Annotated in this window: 20 protein-coding genes; 7 read left to right on the forward strand and 13 right to left on the reverse strand. The window is 60.7% G+C overall.

Translation table 11 applies throughout. The annotated features are described in order from the left end of the window. The first annotated feature begins 413 nt into the window (after positions 1–413). Positions 414–1,097 carry a hypothetical protein gene (locus tag B3873_RS05100; RefSeq protein ID WP_286864391.1) on the forward strand — a complete coding sequence of 228 codons (684 nt, stop codon included), beginning with the start codon at positions 414–416 and terminating at the stop codon, positions 1,095–1,097. Positions 1,098–1,290: 193 nt separating this feature from the next. Here the strand turns inward: B3873_RS05100 and B3873_RS05105 are convergent, their stop codons facing one another. Beyond that, a complete protein-coding gene (locus B3873_RS05105; RefSeq protein ID WP_286864393.1) occupies positions 1,291–1,770 on the reverse strand; it encodes a hypothetical protein in 480 nt (159 codons plus the stop codon). Between the two features lie 395 nt (positions 1,771–2,165). On the opposite strand from B3873_RS05105, the gene B3873_RS05110 reads away from it, so the two are divergent. Then, positions 2,166–3,356, forward strand: coding sequence for a tetrahydrodipicolinate N-succinyltransferase N-terminal domain-containing protein (locus tag B3873_RS05110; RefSeq protein ID WP_286864394.1), 1,191 nt, complete (start codon positions 2,166–2,168; stop codon positions 3,354–3,356). Between the two features lie 193 nt (positions 3,357–3,549). Here B3873_RS05110 and B3873_RS05115 read toward each other — a convergent pair whose 3' ends face one another. The 3 genes from B3873_RS05115 to B3873_RS05125 form a co-directional block, all read right to left on the reverse strand. After that, the gene (locus tag B3873_RS05115) at positions 3,550–4,473 is read right to left on the reverse strand and encodes an SGNH/GDSL hydrolase family protein (RefSeq protein WP_286864395.1); all 924 of its coding nucleotides are present in this window, start codon (positions 4,471–4,473) and stop codon (positions 3,550–3,552) included. 395 nt (positions 4,474–4,868) lie between these two features. Further along, positions 4,869–5,459 carry a hypothetical protein gene (locus B3873_RS05120; RefSeq protein WP_286864396.1) on the reverse strand — a complete coding sequence of 197 codons (591 nt, stop codon included), beginning with the start codon at positions 5,457–5,459 and terminating at the stop codon, positions 4,869–4,871. Positions 5,460–5,588: 129 nt separating this feature from the next. Continuing rightward, positions 5,589–6,512 carry a DNA/RNA non-specific endonuclease gene (locus B3873_RS05125; RefSeq protein WP_286864397.1) on the reverse strand — a complete coding sequence of 308 codons (924 nt, stop codon included), beginning with the start codon at positions 6,510–6,512 and terminating at the stop codon, positions 5,589–5,591. Positions 6,513–6,743: 231 nt separating this feature from the next. On the opposite strand from B3873_RS05125, the gene B3873_RS05130 reads away from it, so the two are divergent. After that, positions 6,744–8,078: a methyl-accepting chemotaxis protein gene (locus B3873_RS05130; protein WP_286864399.1), complete on the forward strand. Its 1,335-nt coding sequence runs from the start codon at positions 6,744–6,746 to the stop codon at positions 8,076–8,078. A gap of 60 nt (positions 8,079–8,138) precedes the next feature. Here the strand turns inward: B3873_RS05130 and B3873_RS05135 are convergent, their stop codons facing one another. After that, positions 8,139–9,128 carry an alginate lyase family protein gene (locus tag B3873_RS05135; protein ID WP_286864401.1) on the reverse strand — a complete coding sequence of 330 codons (990 nt, stop codon included), beginning with the start codon at positions 9,126–9,128 and terminating at the stop codon, positions 8,139–8,141. Between the two features lie 356 nt (positions 9,129–9,484). Between B3873_RS05135 and B3873_RS05140 the strand changes: the two genes are divergently transcribed. Next, the gene (locus B3873_RS05140) at positions 9,485–9,721 is read left to right on the forward strand and encodes a hypothetical protein (RefSeq protein ID WP_039784455.1); all 237 of its coding nucleotides are present in this window, start codon (positions 9,485–9,487) and stop codon (positions 9,719–9,721) included. A 14-nt stretch (positions 9,722–9,735) separates the two neighbouring features. Here the strand turns inward: B3873_RS05140 and B3873_RS05145 are convergent, their stop codons facing one another. Continuing rightward, positions 9,736–10,362: a LysE family translocator gene (locus B3873_RS05145; protein WP_121043231.1), complete on the reverse strand. Its 627-nt coding sequence runs from the start codon at positions 10,360–10,362 to the stop codon at positions 9,736–9,738. Positions 10,363–10,587: 225 nt separating this feature from the next. Between B3873_RS05145 and B3873_RS05150 the strand changes: the two genes are divergently transcribed. Both B3873_RS05150 and B3873_RS05155 read left to right on the forward strand, forming a co-directional pair. Continuing rightward, positions 10,588–10,965, forward strand: a complete 378-nt coding sequence (locus B3873_RS05150) for a response regulator (RefSeq protein WP_286864406.1) — start codon at positions 10,588–10,590, stop codon at positions 10,963–10,965. 201 nt (positions 10,966–11,166) lie between these two features. Then, positions 11,167–11,469 (forward strand): hypothetical protein, encoded by a 303-nt coding sequence (locus B3873_RS05155; RefSeq protein ID WP_034333405.1) that lies wholly within the window; start codon positions 11,167–11,169, stop codon positions 11,467–11,469. Positions 11,470–11,560: 91 nt separating this feature from the next. Here B3873_RS05155 and B3873_RS05160 read toward each other — a convergent pair whose 3' ends face one another. The 7 genes from B3873_RS05160 to B3873_RS05190 all read right to left on the reverse strand — a co-directional run bounded on the left by B3873_RS05160 (position 11,561) and on the right by B3873_RS05190 (position 16,575). Further along, the gene (locus B3873_RS05160) at positions 11,561–11,746 is read right to left on the reverse strand and encodes a hypothetical protein (RefSeq protein ID WP_240733748.1); all 186 of its coding nucleotides are present in this window, start codon (positions 11,744–11,746) and stop codon (positions 11,561–11,563) included. A gap of 204 nt (positions 11,747–11,950) precedes the next feature. Continuing rightward, positions 11,951–12,694 (reverse strand): hypothetical protein, encoded by a 744-nt coding sequence (locus tag B3873_RS05165; protein WP_286864411.1) that lies wholly within the window; start codon positions 12,692–12,694, stop codon positions 11,951–11,953. A 61-nt stretch (positions 12,695–12,755) separates the two neighbouring features. After that, complete coding sequence (locus B3873_RS05170; RefSeq protein ID WP_348745689.1) at positions 12,756–13,379, reverse strand: OmpA family protein; 624 nt, start codon at positions 13,377–13,379, stop codon at positions 12,756–12,758. Then, positions 13,372–13,839: a FecR family protein gene (locus tag B3873_RS05175; protein ID WP_205703697.1), complete on the reverse strand. Its 468-nt coding sequence runs from the start codon at positions 13,837–13,839 to the stop codon at positions 13,372–13,374. Before B3873_RS05175 ends, B3873_RS05170 begins: the two co-directional genes overlap by 8 nt. A gap of 175 nt (positions 13,840–14,014) precedes the next feature. Next, a complete protein-coding gene (locus tag B3873_RS05180; protein ID WP_286864414.1) occupies positions 14,015–14,689 on the reverse strand; it encodes an SOS response-associated peptidase in 675 nt (224 codons plus the stop codon). A gap of 209 nt (positions 14,690–14,898) precedes the next feature. Next, a complete protein-coding gene (locus B3873_RS05185; RefSeq protein ID WP_255475323.1) occupies positions 14,899–15,021 on the reverse strand; it encodes a hypothetical protein in 123 nt (40 codons plus the stop codon). Between the two features lie 174 nt (positions 15,022–15,195). Then, on the reverse strand, positions 15,196–16,575 hold the full coding sequence (locus B3873_RS05190) for an iron-containing redox enzyme family protein (protein ID WP_286864415.1): 1,380 nt from the start codon (positions 16,573–16,575) through the stop codon (positions 15,196–15,198). Between the two features lie 172 nt (positions 16,576–16,747). Here B3873_RS05190 and B3873_RS05195 point away from each other — a divergent pair, with 172 nt between their 5' ends. After that, a complete protein-coding gene (locus tag B3873_RS05195; RefSeq protein WP_034334548.1) occupies positions 16,748–16,996 on the forward strand; it encodes a DUF3297 family protein in 249 nt (82 codons plus the stop codon). The last annotated feature ends 200 nt before the right edge of the window (positions 16,997–17,196 follow it).

Below are 17,196 nucleotides of genomic sequence, written 5' to 3' on the forward strand. Positions count from 1 at the left end.
CCCCTTGGGTTAAATACGAGCATTTTTAATTGATCAATCCAAATGGGAATTAATCTGTACCGCCTCGAAATATAAAGTAGACCGAAATTATTAGATTTAGGGATTTTCCTTAGAAAGTAGCGTTGCGGTTTGACACACAAAATAAAGCGAGTAGTAACCCGATTTCGTTGACGATGTGCCTATACTCGCCGGCTCTGTTTGTGAAACGTGGGAATGAGCGCCATCCGGTCCGACCGAATACAACAGCTAACCGGATCCGGCACGATACAACGGACACTCAGGCCGTTTCTGAGAAATGCGGGCAAAAATCACGCTTGCTCACGCGATTGAAGACTCGGACTTTTTTCATACTGCTTGAGCAAATCTCTTCTACATGGGTTCAGCCACGCATTACCTATCAAGGAATCAATACCATGATGATTTCCGGCAACCAAGCTTCAGCCGCCATAGCCGCTCCGCTAGCCTCGTCCGGCTATCAAACAACGCCGGAGCCAAAGAAGGTACAGGAGACAGAGTCAAGCAAAGTCACTATTTCTTCTGCCGCCTTGGAGAAAGCCACGCAAAGCGAAACACAGACTGATGACCTTGCAAGTCAGTATCGTTTGAGTGGTCCCGCCACTCTTGTAAGTGCCCTCAATCCTGTTGTTTATAAAATGCCGGAAGCCCTCATAAGGGAAATGGAGGTGCGGGGCAAAGAGGAAGCTGTCCGCAACGCAATGAGCGCACAGTACGCAAACGAACACCAATACCAAACTATCGGGCAGGTTCTGGTGGACGGGAAATTATTCGCCGAAGTGAATGATGCTGGCGGCTATGGGTCGATACAAAATACCATTCCCGGGCTCAGTGACGCACCTTTGAGTCCGCGGGAGCGCGTTGAAGAGATAGCCCAAGCCTTGAAAGGCAAGGGAAAAGTAGAAGTCAGGTATGCCGATTTTGTGCCAGGCCTGGGAGGCTGGGGTGGCCCGGGAGCACCGGACACAATGCTTTCGCCCTTCACGGCGCGAAGCGTTCACGACATCTTCGCAGAGGCAATCCAAGGGGCAGAGCGTATGCGCTCTTCAACATTGCAAGCAGCGAAGTCCAGCACGTTGTAGACACGAATCATTGGGGCGCAAGCTCAACAATCAGTCGCCTGCCACAAAATAAATCATTTTCCACCCTTCTTGCGTTTTCCCGAACCCTGCACGGCAGCCGACCGCCATTCCTGAGCCAGAGGATCCCGGCCTCCCGCCCCAGGGAGACACCAGGGTGAATACTTCGACGGTGCAAAGTGGAGACAATCTTCTCTCAACGAAACAACACCAATTTGATCGCCACCATGGGAGCCAACACGAAGAGAACCCCCAAATAGATCTTGAGGTAGCGCTGAGAGTTGCCTTCAACACGATCGGTCAGCTCATAGAGCGAAACCATCGATACCACAAAGAGTGCCATCATCAGGAACGGTCCGCCCAACAACACTATCCATGGCCAGCCCCCTTGGCAGGCCAGGGCACAGGCGAGCCAGAGCAGCCCGAAAAATATTCCCGGCGGCGCTGCACAGGCAAGCAAACCGAGTAGAACAATGCTTGTTGCCCCGACCCTGCGCCAGCACGCGGCTAACATCGTTTGCGAAAAGAGGGGTTCTTTCCAACGCTCTTCTGGTGATTTGTCGCGACTCATCGTGTGATTATTTTTTGGAGCATTTTTTGTAGAATTGGCCGAGCTGGATTCATGGGCTGCCTCGATACGATTGCGGACCTTGATGGCAGCTCCCCAGAAAATCAATGCCTCAGTTGGCTTGATCGATCAGCAGCCGCCACATGATCAGTTTCCCGGCGAATCTACGAAGCTCATCTTTCCCGCAAGACCGATCAAGTATTTCCGACCGACTCACTTGGGACGGCTTCGGCGGATCGAGAGTACTAAACAGAGATCACCGGGAAGAGCGGCCAAATGCAAAAAGAAAAACAGAGGCGTCGCCCGGACCGCCGGTGCGGTCTCCTCTCCCTTGACAGGCCAAAGTGCCGAAGCGAGGCACAAGTAGAACGCAATACCGATAATATTGCCGCGATACCCAGCTCCCCTCATATTTCAACAACGCCCTCCACAACCCGAACCGACGCTAAAATAGCGCTCCCAACGCGCTATAACACTCAAGAAGCATTTCTCAGCAGAAACCCATGAACCAACCACAATCCACCTATCCCGCCACCGTAGACGCTTTCAAACAGGTCGTCGAAGACTTCAAGGCCAGCGCCGGCTACAAGGAGCCGCTGCTGTTCGCCGTCGGCAGCCGCGTCTTTACCGGCAATCGCACCCTGGCCTCCGTGCGCTATCCGGTCGTCAATGGCCCTGGCCAGAATACGGCAAGCGCAGCGATCTGGATGAAAGTGCTGGGGGTTACCCCGGCTGGCGTGCAGAATATCTCGGTGTCCGCCGCCCAATTGACCGAGATCCTGGCCTATTTTGCGCCGTTCAAGAACGACGGCAAGTATCACGGCAACGTCATCGCGCTGGAACAAGCGCTGGAAGCCACCAAGGCCGGCCCGGCCAATCGCGTCGTCATCACCTTCATCTTCGATGACATCGATCCCCAAGGCGTGGAAGACAGTACCCTCAAGCTGTATGGCCTGAGCCATCGCTGCTTCAAGCCCAACCAGCTGAACCTGACCAAGGTGTTCACCAAGCTGCCCAATGTGGCCTGGATTGGCGATACCCCGATGGACGCCGAGGAAGTCGAGCAGTCCCTGATGTCGGCCGCTTTCGGCGATGGCAGCTTCGCACCGCACATGGTCGACAAGTTCCCCCTGTATGTCCACCGCATCAATTCCCTGAAAATGGGCGTGCGCATCACCGATCAGCACAAGGTTCGACTGGGTGCCTACCTCGGTGAGGGCACCACGCTGATGCCGGGTGCCAGCTACATCAACTTCAACGCAGGGACCGAAGGCGCTTCCATGGTGGAAGGCCGTATCAGCTCCTCCGTGCTGGTCGGTGCCGGTACCGATATCGGCGGCGGCGCGTCCACGCTGGGTGTGCTCTCCGGTGGCAACAACGTGTTCATCTCCCTGGGCCGCAACTGCCTGCTGGAAGTCAATTCCGCCCTGGGCATTCCGGTCGGTGATGCCGTCATCGTCGCGGCCGAAACCGCGGTCATGGCGTCGTCCCGCGTCTCGGTGCAGATTGAAGGCCACCCGCTGAACGGCAAGGTGGTCAAGGCCGCAGAGCTGGCCGGCATCAATGCAGCGACGTTCCGCCGCAATGACGTCACCGGTGCGCTCGAAGTGCTGCGTACCGGCCGCAATATCGACTTCGCGAAAAAGCTGGAAGATGGCGAAGACATCCTGAACAGCGATCTGCACAAGAACTGACAGTCGCCCCGTCGGATACTTCAGTACATGAAAAAAGCTCCTCGATCAGGAGCTTTTTTCTTGGGCATCTCGCTATGGCGATCTGCAGAGGTGGTCCGCCGGTGTTCATTGGCTGCGCCGCATGCAACGCTGCAAGATCGCAGTCTGCCTCCATTTGTTGTGTGAAGAGAGATTTGCTATCAAGCAGCGAGCATCAGGTCTGCCTTTTCTGACAGGAGTTTGCCGCCTTCCCCAATGCAGGCCTGCGTCCGTACGAGAAGCGGCCATGCCAGACACCATCGCGCAGCACCGCATGAGCATCGCCCCGCGTCAGCGCGATGAGGTTGCGCCTCAACAGCAGATCCCTGAGCCTGCCCTGCATGAATTCTCCGATCAGCGCATAGCCCTCCTGGTTGGGATGGATGCCGTCAGGCATGAAGTTCCTGAGCTGACCGGAAGGGATGCGCGCAGAAAGATATTGGTGGACATCGATGAGGTTGATGTCGTGCTTGCGGGCGATATCACGCATGATTTGCGCATAGTTCGCAACCTTCGTGAGCCTGGATGGATTCGGTGTCTGCAGGAAGACTTCCAGATTGTTGTCCCTTGAAATACGAATCAGGGTTTCCAGATTGTCTGCGTAGGTCTTCTCGTCCAAGGTGAGGCTGTCGTTGATTCCGTAATTGAAAATCACGATGTCGGCGCAGTCGCCTTGCGCAGCCTGCTCCCACGGATGGCCGGAAAAATGGCCATTGAGCATCGTCGCCGTGGACTCGCCGCTGACCGAGACATTGCGAATGACCACCCCGGCGAGATGAATGAATGCCTGAGGAGGTTGTGCCACCACGCGGATGTCGGCAGCATTTTGGGACAGCAACTTTCCATCGATGCCCAGGCCGGTAGAATCTCCACGGAACTCGATGACTACCGGATCGGCACGCACTTGCGCCGCATGGAACAGCCCGGCAACAAGCGCCAGCTTGCACAGCATCACGGCGGCCGATCGCAGAAAGTCAATATTTTTCATACCGTTCATATGGTTTCCATCCCGTTCATGCACACGGACTACAGCGTTATTGCCAACGAGCGCTGTAGGATGAAAAACAGACGACGGAATATGGAACAGGGAATCGATCATCTGCCGGGCCAGGCTGGGTAGTCGTCTGCGCATACGGAATCTTGAGAAAGGTGCAGGTGCATGCTCGCAAAATCGCAGGAATGCACTCCAGTACAGACAGGCCGGAAGCCAATCCTCGCCGCACGCATCTGTCCGTTTCCAGAACGTCTTGCCCTCTTGACGATGCGTACCGCAGGATCATCGCACATTGCTCTGACAAATCACTGACCTGGCCCAGACGGTGCTGCTGATCATGGACGACAGCAGACCGGCAACATCGCCGAAAAAAGGCAAAAATGTCGTGATGGTGCAGGCAGGATTTTGCCATGTGCTTGCATCACTGCCATTGGCAGATAGTGAACGTGACCTCGAACGTGCCGTCGCCGGCCAATCGGATGATCGCGCTCACCAGCAACTCAGCGACAAACCTGGTCTGACAAGGATTTCACGGTATCCAGCGCGGATCTCATGGCTTCACTCTCGCCGCCGTGCGGTCGCACGTAGGTCGCCCGCACCTTCATGAATCGCTTCTCGATCGGCAGAACCCACAAGAAGGAGGCGTAATCGTCGCTGCCTTCATGCCAGATCATCATGGCACCGTTGCCACGCTTGTTCTCGCCGCCGAGCGGCAGGGAGGCCGGACCTCCCATCTGGAGTTTGCTGCCAGGATGCACAGACAGAATTTCCCTGGCCGCATCGATGGCTTCCTTGACGTCCTCCTCGTCACTGTCTGCCACTCTGTCATACAGAAAAAAAGTGACGGCCAGACGATTCTCGTCCTTGTTGTAGCCGGCCAGCAAAGTGTTGCGGTATGCACGATTTTGGGCGATCACGGCGTCGGGAAACGACACCCGCTGAAGACCGTCGACGGCAGCAGGTGCACACAGTTGCGGCTCACCTGCATCGCCCGTGCAGGCATCGCATGAAGCCGATGCGTGCGCCATCGACACGAACGGCGCGTTAACCAGAAAGGCCGCGAGGAGGGTCCGTTTCAAGCTGCTTTTCATTTTTATCCTTGAAGGTCATTGAGAATGCGCGGATGTTGGCAATACCGTCAGTCTCGTTGAAAAGACGTCCGGCCTGCATCACCCGCTCGCGGCCACCCGCAACTTTATCAGGAGATGGGACTGACGTGCTCAACCCCGCCCCGTCCCCTGCCCCAACAAGCGCAACCCGGTCTTCCGCACGAAGTCCTCATAAGTGATCGGCGCTCCCACCTCGGTATCGGCGCGATTGGCCTGTATATACGCCCATGACCTGCCCGTGCTGGCGTCAACCACCAGCTTGAACAAGCGGGCCGGGACGGCAATGTGGCCCCGTCCGATCGTGGCCGGTGTCGCATCGAAGAGCGGCCCGGTGAACACGAAAACATCCCCGCTTGCCCGCATCACGTACTTGCGCGTATCCCGTTCGATCTTGGACCAGGGCCCGGAATTGTTCCGAGGATTCTGCGGGACCATGTTGGCCAGCGAAAAACTCTGGGCCATTGCCTCCGGAGTGGACATGTCGCCGGCCGGCGCCATGTGGCCGCGCGCATACCCCGATCCCCGGTAGTCGTCCAGTTCCGCGCGCTCGGCGCGCGGCAGCCGCGCCTCCGGGTAGAAGCGGTCCGTGCGATGCTGCTCGCGCGCATGCAGAAGAGCGGTCCGGTTCAGCCGCTCGACTACCACGAAGGGCGTCTTGGTCTGACTGTTGTAGAGCACCGCAAACGCGCTGAAACACAATTCCCGCAAATGCGCACCCGCAGGCAATTGCGGCGGATGCGCGCCGGGGAAGAACTGCGGACATTGCGCAAAACGCGCAACCGTGTGCCCCGGCTCGGCCTGCCGCACCGGGGCAGGCGCGTTCTCGGCCGGCAATTCGAGGTGCGGCAGACTGAAGCGCTCGCGCAGGCCATCAGTCAGGTGCGGGTTGATGACGCAACTGGCGATGCCGAAGACAAGGATCGTCGTGCTGGTGAAGGAAATCAGAAAGCGACTGAATGATCCCAGTCCCTTCTGCCGGCTTTTTTTGGAGGTGGCCCGCTTGCGGGGTGCTGCCTTTTTCTGTCTTGTTACCATGCTGGCGGCATGTTAACCCGAGTCGACTATTGTTGCCAGTTCATCAGGAAATCCCCGATGGATTTCTCCCTCGCGACTCATACAATGAGAAGCGGAATCGGGGCAGGTCCCGCGTGGCATGAGACAACGATATTGCTGCCTCGGCTGACGTCCCCAACAATAAAACCGGAAGCATCTCGTCGACGGCGATGAGATGCGTTTCAAGAACATTTTCAGGATCAGGCGCCCATCATGGCTTTCTTCGACTCGCTCTCGTTTCTCTCACGTTTCAGCAAACGCAAGGCCGACATGCTGGGTCAACTGGCCGCCATCAACAAGGCGCTGGCAGTCATCGAATTCACGCTGGATGGCAAGATCATCAAGGCCAACAAGAATTTCCTCGATCTCATGGGCTACACGCTGGAAGAGATCAAAGGCCAGCACCATCGCATCTTCGTCGCCGAGGAAGAGCGCAACGCGCCTGCCTATGCGCAGTTCTGGCAGAAACTGGGGCGCGGTGAATACGACCAGCGCCTCTATCGCCGCATCACCAAATCCGGGCACGAGGTCTGGATCCAGGCGACCTACAATCCCATCATCGATGCCCTGGGACGCCCCTTCAAGATCGTCAAGTACGCGCGCGACGTCACGCAGCAGCAGCTGCAGGCCGCCGATTTCTCCGGACAGATCACCGCCATCAACAAGGTGCGGGCGGTGATTGAGTTTGATGTGAATGGCAACATCCTGCACGCCAACAACAACTTCCTGCGCGCGGTCGGTTATTCCCTGTCCGAAATCGTGGGCAAGCATCACGCCATCTTCGTCGAGCCCGCCGAGCGCGCCTCGGCGCAATACCAGGAATTCTGGAAGCGGCTGGCGGCCGGCCAATACGATGCCGGCTTGTATCGCCGCGTGAAAAAGAATGGCGATGCGCTCTGGCTGCAGGCCAACTACAACCCCATCTTCGACATGGACGGGCGGGTCTTCAAAGTGGTCAAGTACGCCACCGACGTGAGCATCCAGACCCACGCCACACAAACCCTGCAGGCCGCCGTGGGCGGGCTGTCCGAAGCATTGAGCACGGGCTCGGCCAGCGCGCAGCAGGCCAACGATCTGGTCAAGGCCACCTCCTCCATCGCGGAACAAGGCGGGGTGGTCATGCAGGAGGTCGTCAACAAGATGGCCGCCATCAACGCCAGTGCCGCCAAGATCACCGAGATCATCGGCGTGATCGACGAAATCACCTTCCGCACCAATCTGCTGGCCCTGAACGCGGCCGTCGAAGCGGCCCGGGCCGGCGAACATGGCCGCGGCTTTGCCGTGGTGGCCGGCGAGGTGCGCAGCCTGGCGCAGCGCACGGCGGCCTCGGCCAGCGAAATCAAGACGCTCATCGGCGGCTCGGTCAATGAAGCAAGACAAGGTACCGAGCTGGTCATGAATGCCGGCAAGACCATGAGCACCATGGTCAACTCCATCAACGACATCACCGGCATCATCGAGACCATCAGCACCTCCGCGAACGACCAGATCAACGAGATCGAGCAGGTCAACGAAGCGGTGACGCAGCTGCAGGTCCTGATGAAGTAAGCGCCGCGCGGCTACGAAAGCTGCGGCCTGAGCACCTCATGCGCAGGCCGCACAGCTGGCTCAGCGCTTCGGCCAGCAAGTCAGCAGCGTGCCAGCCGCCGGGTCGAGCTGCCGTGCCACGCCTGCATAACGCTCGTCCAGCGTAGCCGCCATCGCAAACAGACGGGTTGCCCCCTTGGTCTGCCACGGTCCGGAATAGCCGGACAGGCCTGCATCACGGCGCTTGGCATCGAAAGGCACGCGGGAATGGACGAATTCCTCATGGGCCTTGCTGCCATCGGCATAGGGCAACAGCCAGTCCAGCGCTGCCATCACGCTGCCGCTGCCGTTGCTCTTGTGCGTCAGCCATTGTTCCCCCCTGCCCTGCGCCACCTGCGCCGCCCGCACCAGCGGCTCCAGGTCATAGACCACATAGTGCAGGGCGTCGCGTTCCTCCATGTCGAGGGTGGAGCCATCGGCGCGGATGTTGCGTGCCACCTGGGCGTCGAAGGCCTGGCGCGCACGGCCCCACAGGCGATCGTCCTGCAGTGCGGCGGCAGCCAGCACCGCCAGCTTGACGCGATGCGAGTTCCAGTTGTTCTGCCAGCGTGGATCGCGCGGACGGAAGCCGCTCTCCATCTGCTGCAGATAGCCGTCCGCCAGCTTGCGGATGAAGCTGGCGGCCAGCTGGCGGGTGTCGGCATCAAGCGCCTCCCCGGCGATGACATAGGCATCGATGTAGGCATCGAGACTGGTCTCATCGACGGGATTGAAGTCAGGCTGGTAGATCTCGGCCCACGCCCGCATCAGGCGCGACAGTTGCCGCGCATCCTCGGGCGCGCGCCCGGCCTGCCACAACTGTGCGAGCTGGCGCATCAGCGGCCAGTCACGCTCGGCCTCGACACTGGCATCCCAGATTCCCTGATGGGGCAAGGTGCCTTCGGTATGGACGCGCGCAATGGCGCGCGGCTGCGGCGCGAGGTTCTTGTCGACTGCGCGGCGCAACGCGCCGAGTTGCGCCGCAGACGGCGGCTGGCAGGACGCTTCGGCGTGAGTGGCCAGTGGCATCATGCTCAGCATCAATGAGACGGCGAGGGCCACGCAACGAGCATGGCGCTGCGCAGGAAGCGGCGGGCTGACCTGGGAAGCAGCGGAATTGGTACCCACCGGGCTGTGGCGGTAGAAAGGCATATGGCGGCGTGTCGGCGACGAGGAAGGGACTCCCTTAACGCCGGCTCGCCAGCTTTGGTGCACGCTCGTCTGTGCAGTACTGCGGCTTGTATGGATCATGTCTGCTGGACCCGCCTGCGTCGCCTTGGTTAGAATGCACAGGACACTGTTACGGAAACAGTGACTCGCCTCTGCTACTTTCAGATTCGCAAAGCTGGCACCGGATTTTTCTTCCAGCGATTCAAATGGTCGACATCATGGATTGGGTCCCAATCGTCTTCATCATCTTCAAGGTCGCCGTGCTCGGCATCGGCATGTTCTACGCCATCAAATGGCATTACGATCAGGGCAAGAAGGGCAAGCAGGCCGAGCGCAACGCAGTGCTGCGCGCCAGCGGGAAAGTGGCAGCGCTGTTCGTGATCTCGCTGCTGGTGCTGGGAGTGGCAACCTTTTTCATCTCCAGGATGATGGGGCTGGAGCTGAGCTTCTCCTGACGCCCCGCAGTTCCTCAGGCTGCCGGCCGCTTGGCCAATGCCAGCAAGGTTCCGAAGAAGATCATCATGCCGCCGCTGATGCGGTTCATCCAGCGCAGACCGCGCGCATTCTGCATCAGTCCGGAGAGGCGCGTGCCGGCGTAGGCATAGGCGGCGATGGCGACCACCTCCAGCGCCAGGAAAATCGCGCCCAGGGTCAGGAAACTGGATAAATAATTTTCCGGCACCACGAACTGCGGGAAGAATGCCGTAAAGACCAGGATGGCCTTGGGATTGCCGATGGCGACCAGAAACTCCTTGCGCACATAACCGGCAATACTGCGCTGCTGCGGCTCAAGCGGCTGGCCGCCCAGCTCCACCCTGGCGAAAAACAGTTTGCAGCCCAGCCAGATCAGATAGGCCGCCCCCAGCACCTTGACCACCGTAAAGGCCATCTGCGAGGCCATCAGCAGTGCGCCCATGCCCACTGCTGCCACCCCTATCATCAGCGCGAAGGCCACCAGCCGGCCGGCCGCTGCCAGCAAGGCCGGGCGCAGACCGTGATGGGCGCCGATGGTAATGGAGAGCAGATTGTTGGGGCCGAAGGCCATGTTCAGTGCAAAACACGAGGGAATGAACAGCAGCAGGCTTTCCAGAGACATCGCGGCTCCTTGGCAGATGAGGGCGACGCGTCGCGTCACCGGAGCCGGTATTCTAGCGGCACGCCACCTGACACGCAGGTGACGCGCATATTCTTACGAGGATGTCAGCGCGATTTTCCCGCGATACAGGAATTGACTGATGCAACCATGATCATTTCGGTCACATAATCGCGGAGCCGTTCGTTCTGATCTCAGGACGTAGCCCATCCACCCGGAGATCGCTTCATGAATCCGAGCAGTCACGCTCGCACCCTGCTGATCGTTGAAGACAACAAGGATGTCAGAAACATTTTTGCAGAAGTCTTTCAAGGCGTCGGCTATCACGTGCTCGAAGCCGGCAACGGGGAAGAGGCGCTGGCACTGATGGCCCATGAGCACCCAGCAGTCAGCGTGGTCCTCACTGACCTGCGCATGCCAGTGATGGATGGACTGGAACTGGCGACCCGCATCAAGGGCGATGAACGCTTCTCGGCCATTCCGGTGGTCCTGCTCAGTGCCACTCCCATGAGCAATTCCTGGCAGGCACTCGAAGTGTTCTCCGCCCTCCTCACCAAACCCTGTTCCTTCGAACACCTGCTGTCCACCATCGAATCCGTGCAGTAAGTCCGTGCAGCACGCTCATGCTCTGCCCCCGCAGCGCGATGACAGACGCCCGTCTGCCAAGCTGATGTATTGCATTGGAGACGCGTCCGACAGTCACAGCCGACAGGATCAAGGGAGCTTGGCCGATGTCTGCGGCGGAGTCGGGGGACGATGATGTAGTTACTGCGCACAAGCGCAGGGCATTCATCAAGGAGTGACATCATGTCGAATCAGAATCAAGGCAACAGCCGCGGTGGTTCCCACGAACAGCACGTCCAGGCAGGCCAGCAAAGCCACAAGAATGACCAGCAGAACCAGAGCAGCAGCGGCTCCGGCCAGCAGCAAGGTGGCAACACCCGGGGCGGCTCGCATGAACAGCACGTGCAAGCCGGCCAGCAGAGCCACAAGAACGACCAGCAAAACCAGAGCAGCAGTGGCTCCGGCCAGCAACAGGGTGACTCCAGCCGCGGCGGCTCCCATGAGCAGCACGTGAAGGCGGGACAGCAGAGTCACAAGAACAGCTGACAGCAACGCTGATCACGCTGCCTTCCCGGGCAGGCCCGGACACGCTCTCCAGGAGATGGAGCGCGCGTCCGGGCCTTTTTTCATTGCGGTTTCAATGCAAGGCAGCGCGGGATTCGTCGCCCGCTGTCGGCTCGACCCTCGCCGGCAGGCTCTGCATCGCCGGCTTGCGCGAAAGCACACGCCACAGAAACACTCCGGTCAACGCCATGCCGACCACGACATAAGCCGCATAGAACGCAGCGAGATAGCTGCCGTAGTGCAGAAGGGACTGGATCATGGCCATGCTTCCTTGAGATGGAAAGGTCGATGCAATGGCGTGATCTTATGTTTTATATCATTTCGCGAATATCAGGAAATTTCCTAGTTGTGTCGCGCACACGCCATTGATGAGCTATTCGATAGTCCGCTATCAAACTCAACAATAAGCAATGTCCGAAAGATGGCGCATACCTGCGTTCAGCTCCCCCCGTCTGCGGAGGTATCAACGCTTCCAGAACATCCACCACGGCGATGGCGCGGGCAACGCAGCAGTCGCCCCGGCGGACTGTTCCGACTGCTGTGGCTGCGCCAGTGCGGGCGGCCAGCGCGTGGCCCCGTTGGCCGAACCGGCCAATGTCCAGCTGGCCACCTCGCTGATTGCCTGCTCTTCGTACAAGCCGGTCAGGTCATGTAGCAAGGGGCTCATCTGCCATGCCTGCCGCTGATCCATCACGGCCAGTTCCTGATACGCCGCGCGCAGCTGCTGCTCCAGCTGGCCATCATCGGACATGCCGTCCAGCTCTTCCGTGTTCACCACGATGTTGCGCCGGGGTTCGGCTTCCAGGCGCGCGATCCAGTCCTCGTACAAGGCGTGGCGCTCCTCGCCCAGCACCGCACGCAGCATCGCCGAGCGCTGGCGCAGACGGGCGATGCCCGCCAGACGTTGGCAACCCAGGTAGGCAAAAGGACGCGGCGCATCCTCGTCAGCTTCCTCGTCGTACTCCTCATCATCGTACTCATCATCGTCCTCCGCACCTTCAGGACCTTGCTTGCCGCTGTGCTCGCCCTCGGTGGCAGGGCGGGACGTGACGTGAATATCGTCCCCGGAAAACAGGCACATCCAGAACAAGGGAAGGCGCGCGGTGGCCTCGTATTCGGTACCGATCATGGTAAAGAATTCGTCGGCCTGTTCCTCCGTGGGCAGACCCTCGAAGTCGGTGCAGTAGAGATAGACGCGATTGCCCATGTGATTCCCCTGAGAATGGCAGGACGACAGGCGACGCTGCATCGGCAGCGTGCCGCCCGGCTCACCTGATCTTGATTTCGACGAAACGATTGCGCGGCTCGGCCACGCCGCGCTTCTGCGGCACGCGCGGATCACGCGCCCCCTTGCCGATGACCTCGATGCTCAGGGCCTTGACCTCCGCCCGTTGCAGTTCACGCTCGATCAGGCGCGCGCGCCGCAGCGACAAGGCGTCGTTGGTGGCATCGCTGCCGATGCTGTCGGCATGGCCGGTGAGGATGAATTCCCCGGCGGGGAATTCCTTGATTTCAGCGATGGCCTTCTTGAGCAATTCCTGCGAGGCCGGCGTCAGACGGTCAGTCCCCAGCTCGAACAGCAGATCGTAGCTGCGCGGACGCGCCGGCAGGCTGCGCATGACCTCGGCATATCGCCGGTCCACCTCGGCAGCGGACAGGGTCTGGGTCGGCGCGGGCTTGCCGCCGCGCGTTTCGACCGCTGCATAGGGCGAAGTCAGTGCCGTCTCGCCACTGGCCGTCTTGACCACGATGCTGCTGGCCGAGCCGTCGGCCTGCGGCAGCAGCACGAAACGTTCCGCCGGCCCGGCACATGCGGCCAGCAGCGCCGCCAGCGTCAGCAAGGCGCAGCGCATCAGCGGCCGGGACAGTGAATGGAGCGATGGCTTATTCACCGGCCACCTCCACGATGAAGTCGGTACCACGGATGCCGATGGTGGCCGTCGGGGTCGACAGCCGCTGGCTCTCCGGCGAGTGCTTGCCGATCAGTCCCGACACGTAGCGCAGTGTGCCCTTGGTCAGGCGCACGGCAACGCTGCCCTCGTCGGTCTTGTCGTTGTAGGCAAATTGTTCGAGCAGGAACTGGCTGTTGGAGCCCAGGGAAATGAGCGTATCGTCGCGCAAGGTAAAACCGACCGCACTGGCGGCACCGGTCAGTACCCGGTCACCCGCATAGAGCCGTTCGCCGGTGGCCAGCGGGCGGGTCTTGCCGCTGCGCTCGGCGCGCACGTCGCCTTGCAGGACCTTGACGATGCCGGCCTGGCTGGCCGTGGCTTCCTGCGCACCTGCACTGCCCTGGCCCAGCAGCGAAGCGCTGGCCAGCAGCACGCCAGCCCACCCGGATGCCCTCCACATCGGCCCCGCCCTTTTGATCCGCATACCGCGTTCCCCTGATGTTGTGATGATGACGTGAGTCGTGACTGTGCCGCACCTGAGCGCGGCAATGATGCCACCGCGCAATTTCATAGAAAATCATGGGGAAGGTCAACAATTCTTTACATCTGGCGTGCGAAACGGCAGCGGCCGGCCCTTAAAAGAGCAACGAACCCTGCCCTGAGCTGCTCCGCGCTTCGCTCTTGGGCGCAGGCCAAGCCTTCATGGCGCTGGCGGGATAGTTGACCAGCATTCTGCGCGCGTTTTCCGTATCACCGACGTTGAGCCAGTCCGCATAGTCGGCGGGAGGGATGATGACGAGGTTGCGTTTTTCCTCGCCCGGCTTGTGAAAACGATTCATCAAGGGATGCGCATCGGCATTGATGGTGATCTGGGTAAACGAAAATGCATACCCTCCTTCAGGCTCTTCCCAGGCGCGCCACAGGCCAGCCACGCAGAACGGCTGGTCGTCGGCCATGCCGATGGCCCAGCGCTGCGGGCGTCCGGCTTCGTAATTGGGCTCATAAAACCAGTGCATGGGCAACAGGCAGGTTTGCAAGGCCCGCCAGGGGCCGGCGTAGCTGCGCTTCTCGCCGATGGTCTCGGCGCGGGCATTCATGGTGGAGATCTGCAATCCGCCCTGCAGCTTGCGCCGGGGCATCATGCCATAGGTGCCGACGATGAGTTCCGGCTCGCCCTGCAGCCCGGCCCGTACCACGGGGGCGGCGTAGTCCTGCCAGGTTTCCTCGGGCCAGTCTGGCGTGGCGGAGGTGTCGGCACCGGTCAGCGCGGTGATGATGGATTTGGGAGTGGGCTTGTAGTTGACGCACATGGCAGGACGGATCCCGGTCGCAGCAAGGAGCCGCGATTGTGCCACAGCGCGGGCGCGGTGGCGGAGGGTCTGCTGTGGCCTGGCGCGGATGTCAATGCCGCAGCGTCTACCGGTCATCGACATCCGCTGCACCCAAGAAAAAACCGGCCTGCTGTCTGCAAGGCCGGTTCTTCAAGGGATCACGCTGCTGGCAGCGCGCATGAGCGGACTCAAGCAGCCTGCTTGCCTTCCAGGATCGACTCTTCCAGGGCGATCAGGGATTCGATGGCGGCGATCAGCATGCCGATGCGGTGACGGCGATAGATCAGGCGTTTTCTTGCGCGAATGTTCATGGTTTCTCCAGCAGCCGGCGGAGTGCCGGCGGGTTGACGGGTCGGGCCGCCGCCTCCGCGCCTGCAACTTCACATCGACTGCGAGCGTGCATCCTGCGGGGCGGCCAGCGGCCAAGGCCCGACATTATAGCCGACTGCCGCTGCGCTCCCGTCACCGGCTGCGTGGCGCGGCGCTCACGCCACACATGCACGCCGGTAACGCTCGCTGTAGCGCCGCGTCGCCTCCAAACCGGGCACGAAATGATGCCGCCCCGGTGCCAGCTCGGCCACCAGCGCATCGAGATCGACCTCGCCCAAGGCCACGGCCGGCACGGCAGGGGCTTCGGCAGCGGCGTTCTCACGGCCGCGCGCCAGCGCGCGGAAGCTCGGCTGACGGCGGCCATCGCTCCAACCCTCCTCGATCCACTCACGGATGACCTGCTTTTCGTAGCCCTCGAAGACCCCGAACATCTGGCCGCCGGCAGCATCGATCAACCGCCAGAAGCGGCTCTCCTCGGCTGGCTTGCCTCGCGTGATCCATTTGGCCTTTTCCATCTCCGCCAGGAAGCTGGCCATGCCATCGGGCTGTTCCAGCCACTGGTTGACCGTCTTGCCGCCGATGCGGCAATAGTCCGAGTGCATCATGCGGCCGAAGGGCGCTTTCTCGGCCAGCACCCTGACCACCTCATCCTGCAGGACAAAGGAGCCGATCACGCCCAGCGTGCTCGCGCCCAGCTCATTGAGCAGATAACCGCGCCGCACGCCCTGCATGAAGGCTTGCGGATCCGCAGCCTGGGCGGCCGCCTGCGCGACCGCCTCGGCGGCCTTGCGGGCGTGTCCGCTGGCGGCATTGTCGATGGTGACGTGCAGGGTGAAGTAATACGGGTCGATGCCCAGTTCATTGAGTTCGTAGGCGGTGATGAGCAAGTGCAGCGGCAATTGCTCATAGCCGAGGTTGAAGCCGAACACCTCGGCCTCGAATTCCGCCCCGTGATGGGCCAGCCCCAACTGGATGGCTCCTTGCACATAGTGTTCTTCGGACAACGCCGGTCCGTGCTCGCAGCCGTTGGCGGCCAGCAGGCTGCGATAGAGGGTGACGTGATTCATGGCGGCATCGCCATCGCCCAGCTCTTCCAGATAGGTGAGGATCAGCGGACGGAACAGCGGATCACGCCAGCGCCGGATGGCGCTGTAGAGCCAGGCACCGTCGACCATCTTGGTCGGGCCCACGCAGCGCAGGAAATTGAGCGCATGGGCGCGGCCACTGAAGTAGCGGCGCGGCGCGCCTTGCTGGCGTTCCTTGAGATAGCTTTCATAGGCAACGCCGACCTCGGCGGCGCGCGCTTCGATCCAGTTGGCCAATGCGGCGGGCTCCTGCGGCAGGTCGCAGGGCAGTTCCTGCGCTTCCTGCATCTGTTGCACAAGGTAGTCGCGGCCCATGGCCAGGGCGGCCTCGTCGGGCGTTGCGACGAACAGTTGCGCATACACGTGCGCGGCCTGCAGGCTGCCGGGCTGGTGGCGGTAGGCTTGGGCGGCCGAGCGGGCGGCCTGCATTTCCTCGACGGTAGATCGCATACATCCTCGCGCAAAGTCAGATGCATGGAGCATGCGCGCCGGCGCGGGCCAGCGCTATCAGCGGGCGGCCAGCCTTGGTGTCGGAAAATGCCCGGCGGGCGGTAGGAGGATGCAGCAGGGCGGCGTCGGAGGCCCATTGTCTTGCCGGTTTTTATGTCCGATAATCGCGCCCATGAACGATACCGCACAACGCCCCGCCCTCCCCGACCGCCTCAGCGTCGATCCCCGCAGCCCGCATTACGTTGCCGCCATCTTCGAGCACGACATCGGCATCAAGCTCAACGACAAGGAATTCAACAACGTCAGCGAGTATTGCATCAGCGAAGGCTGGATCAAGATCCCCGCCGGCCGTGCACTCGACCGCAAAGGCAATCCCATGCTGACCAAGCTCAAGGGGCGGGTCGAACCGTTCTACCGCTGAGCCGCGCGCCACTGTCAGCGCCATCACATTTCTTTCCCGCATGCAAAAAAGGTCCGCAGCAATGCTGCGGACCTTTTCTTTTTACTTGGCAGATCGGAAAACACGCCGTCAGGATTCATCGGCGGCATCGCTCAATCTGCCTTGATTGATCGATCGGGCAGATGATCCGTCCAGCCGATATCAGACCGGTACTGCCATCA

Origin of the sequence: Herbaspirillum sp. UBA812 (assembly GCF_002296545.1) — a bacterium.
Classification (GTDB): domain Bacteria; phylum Pseudomonadota; class Gammaproteobacteria; order Burkholderiales; family Burkholderiaceae_D; genus Herbaspirillum; species Herbaspirillum huttiense.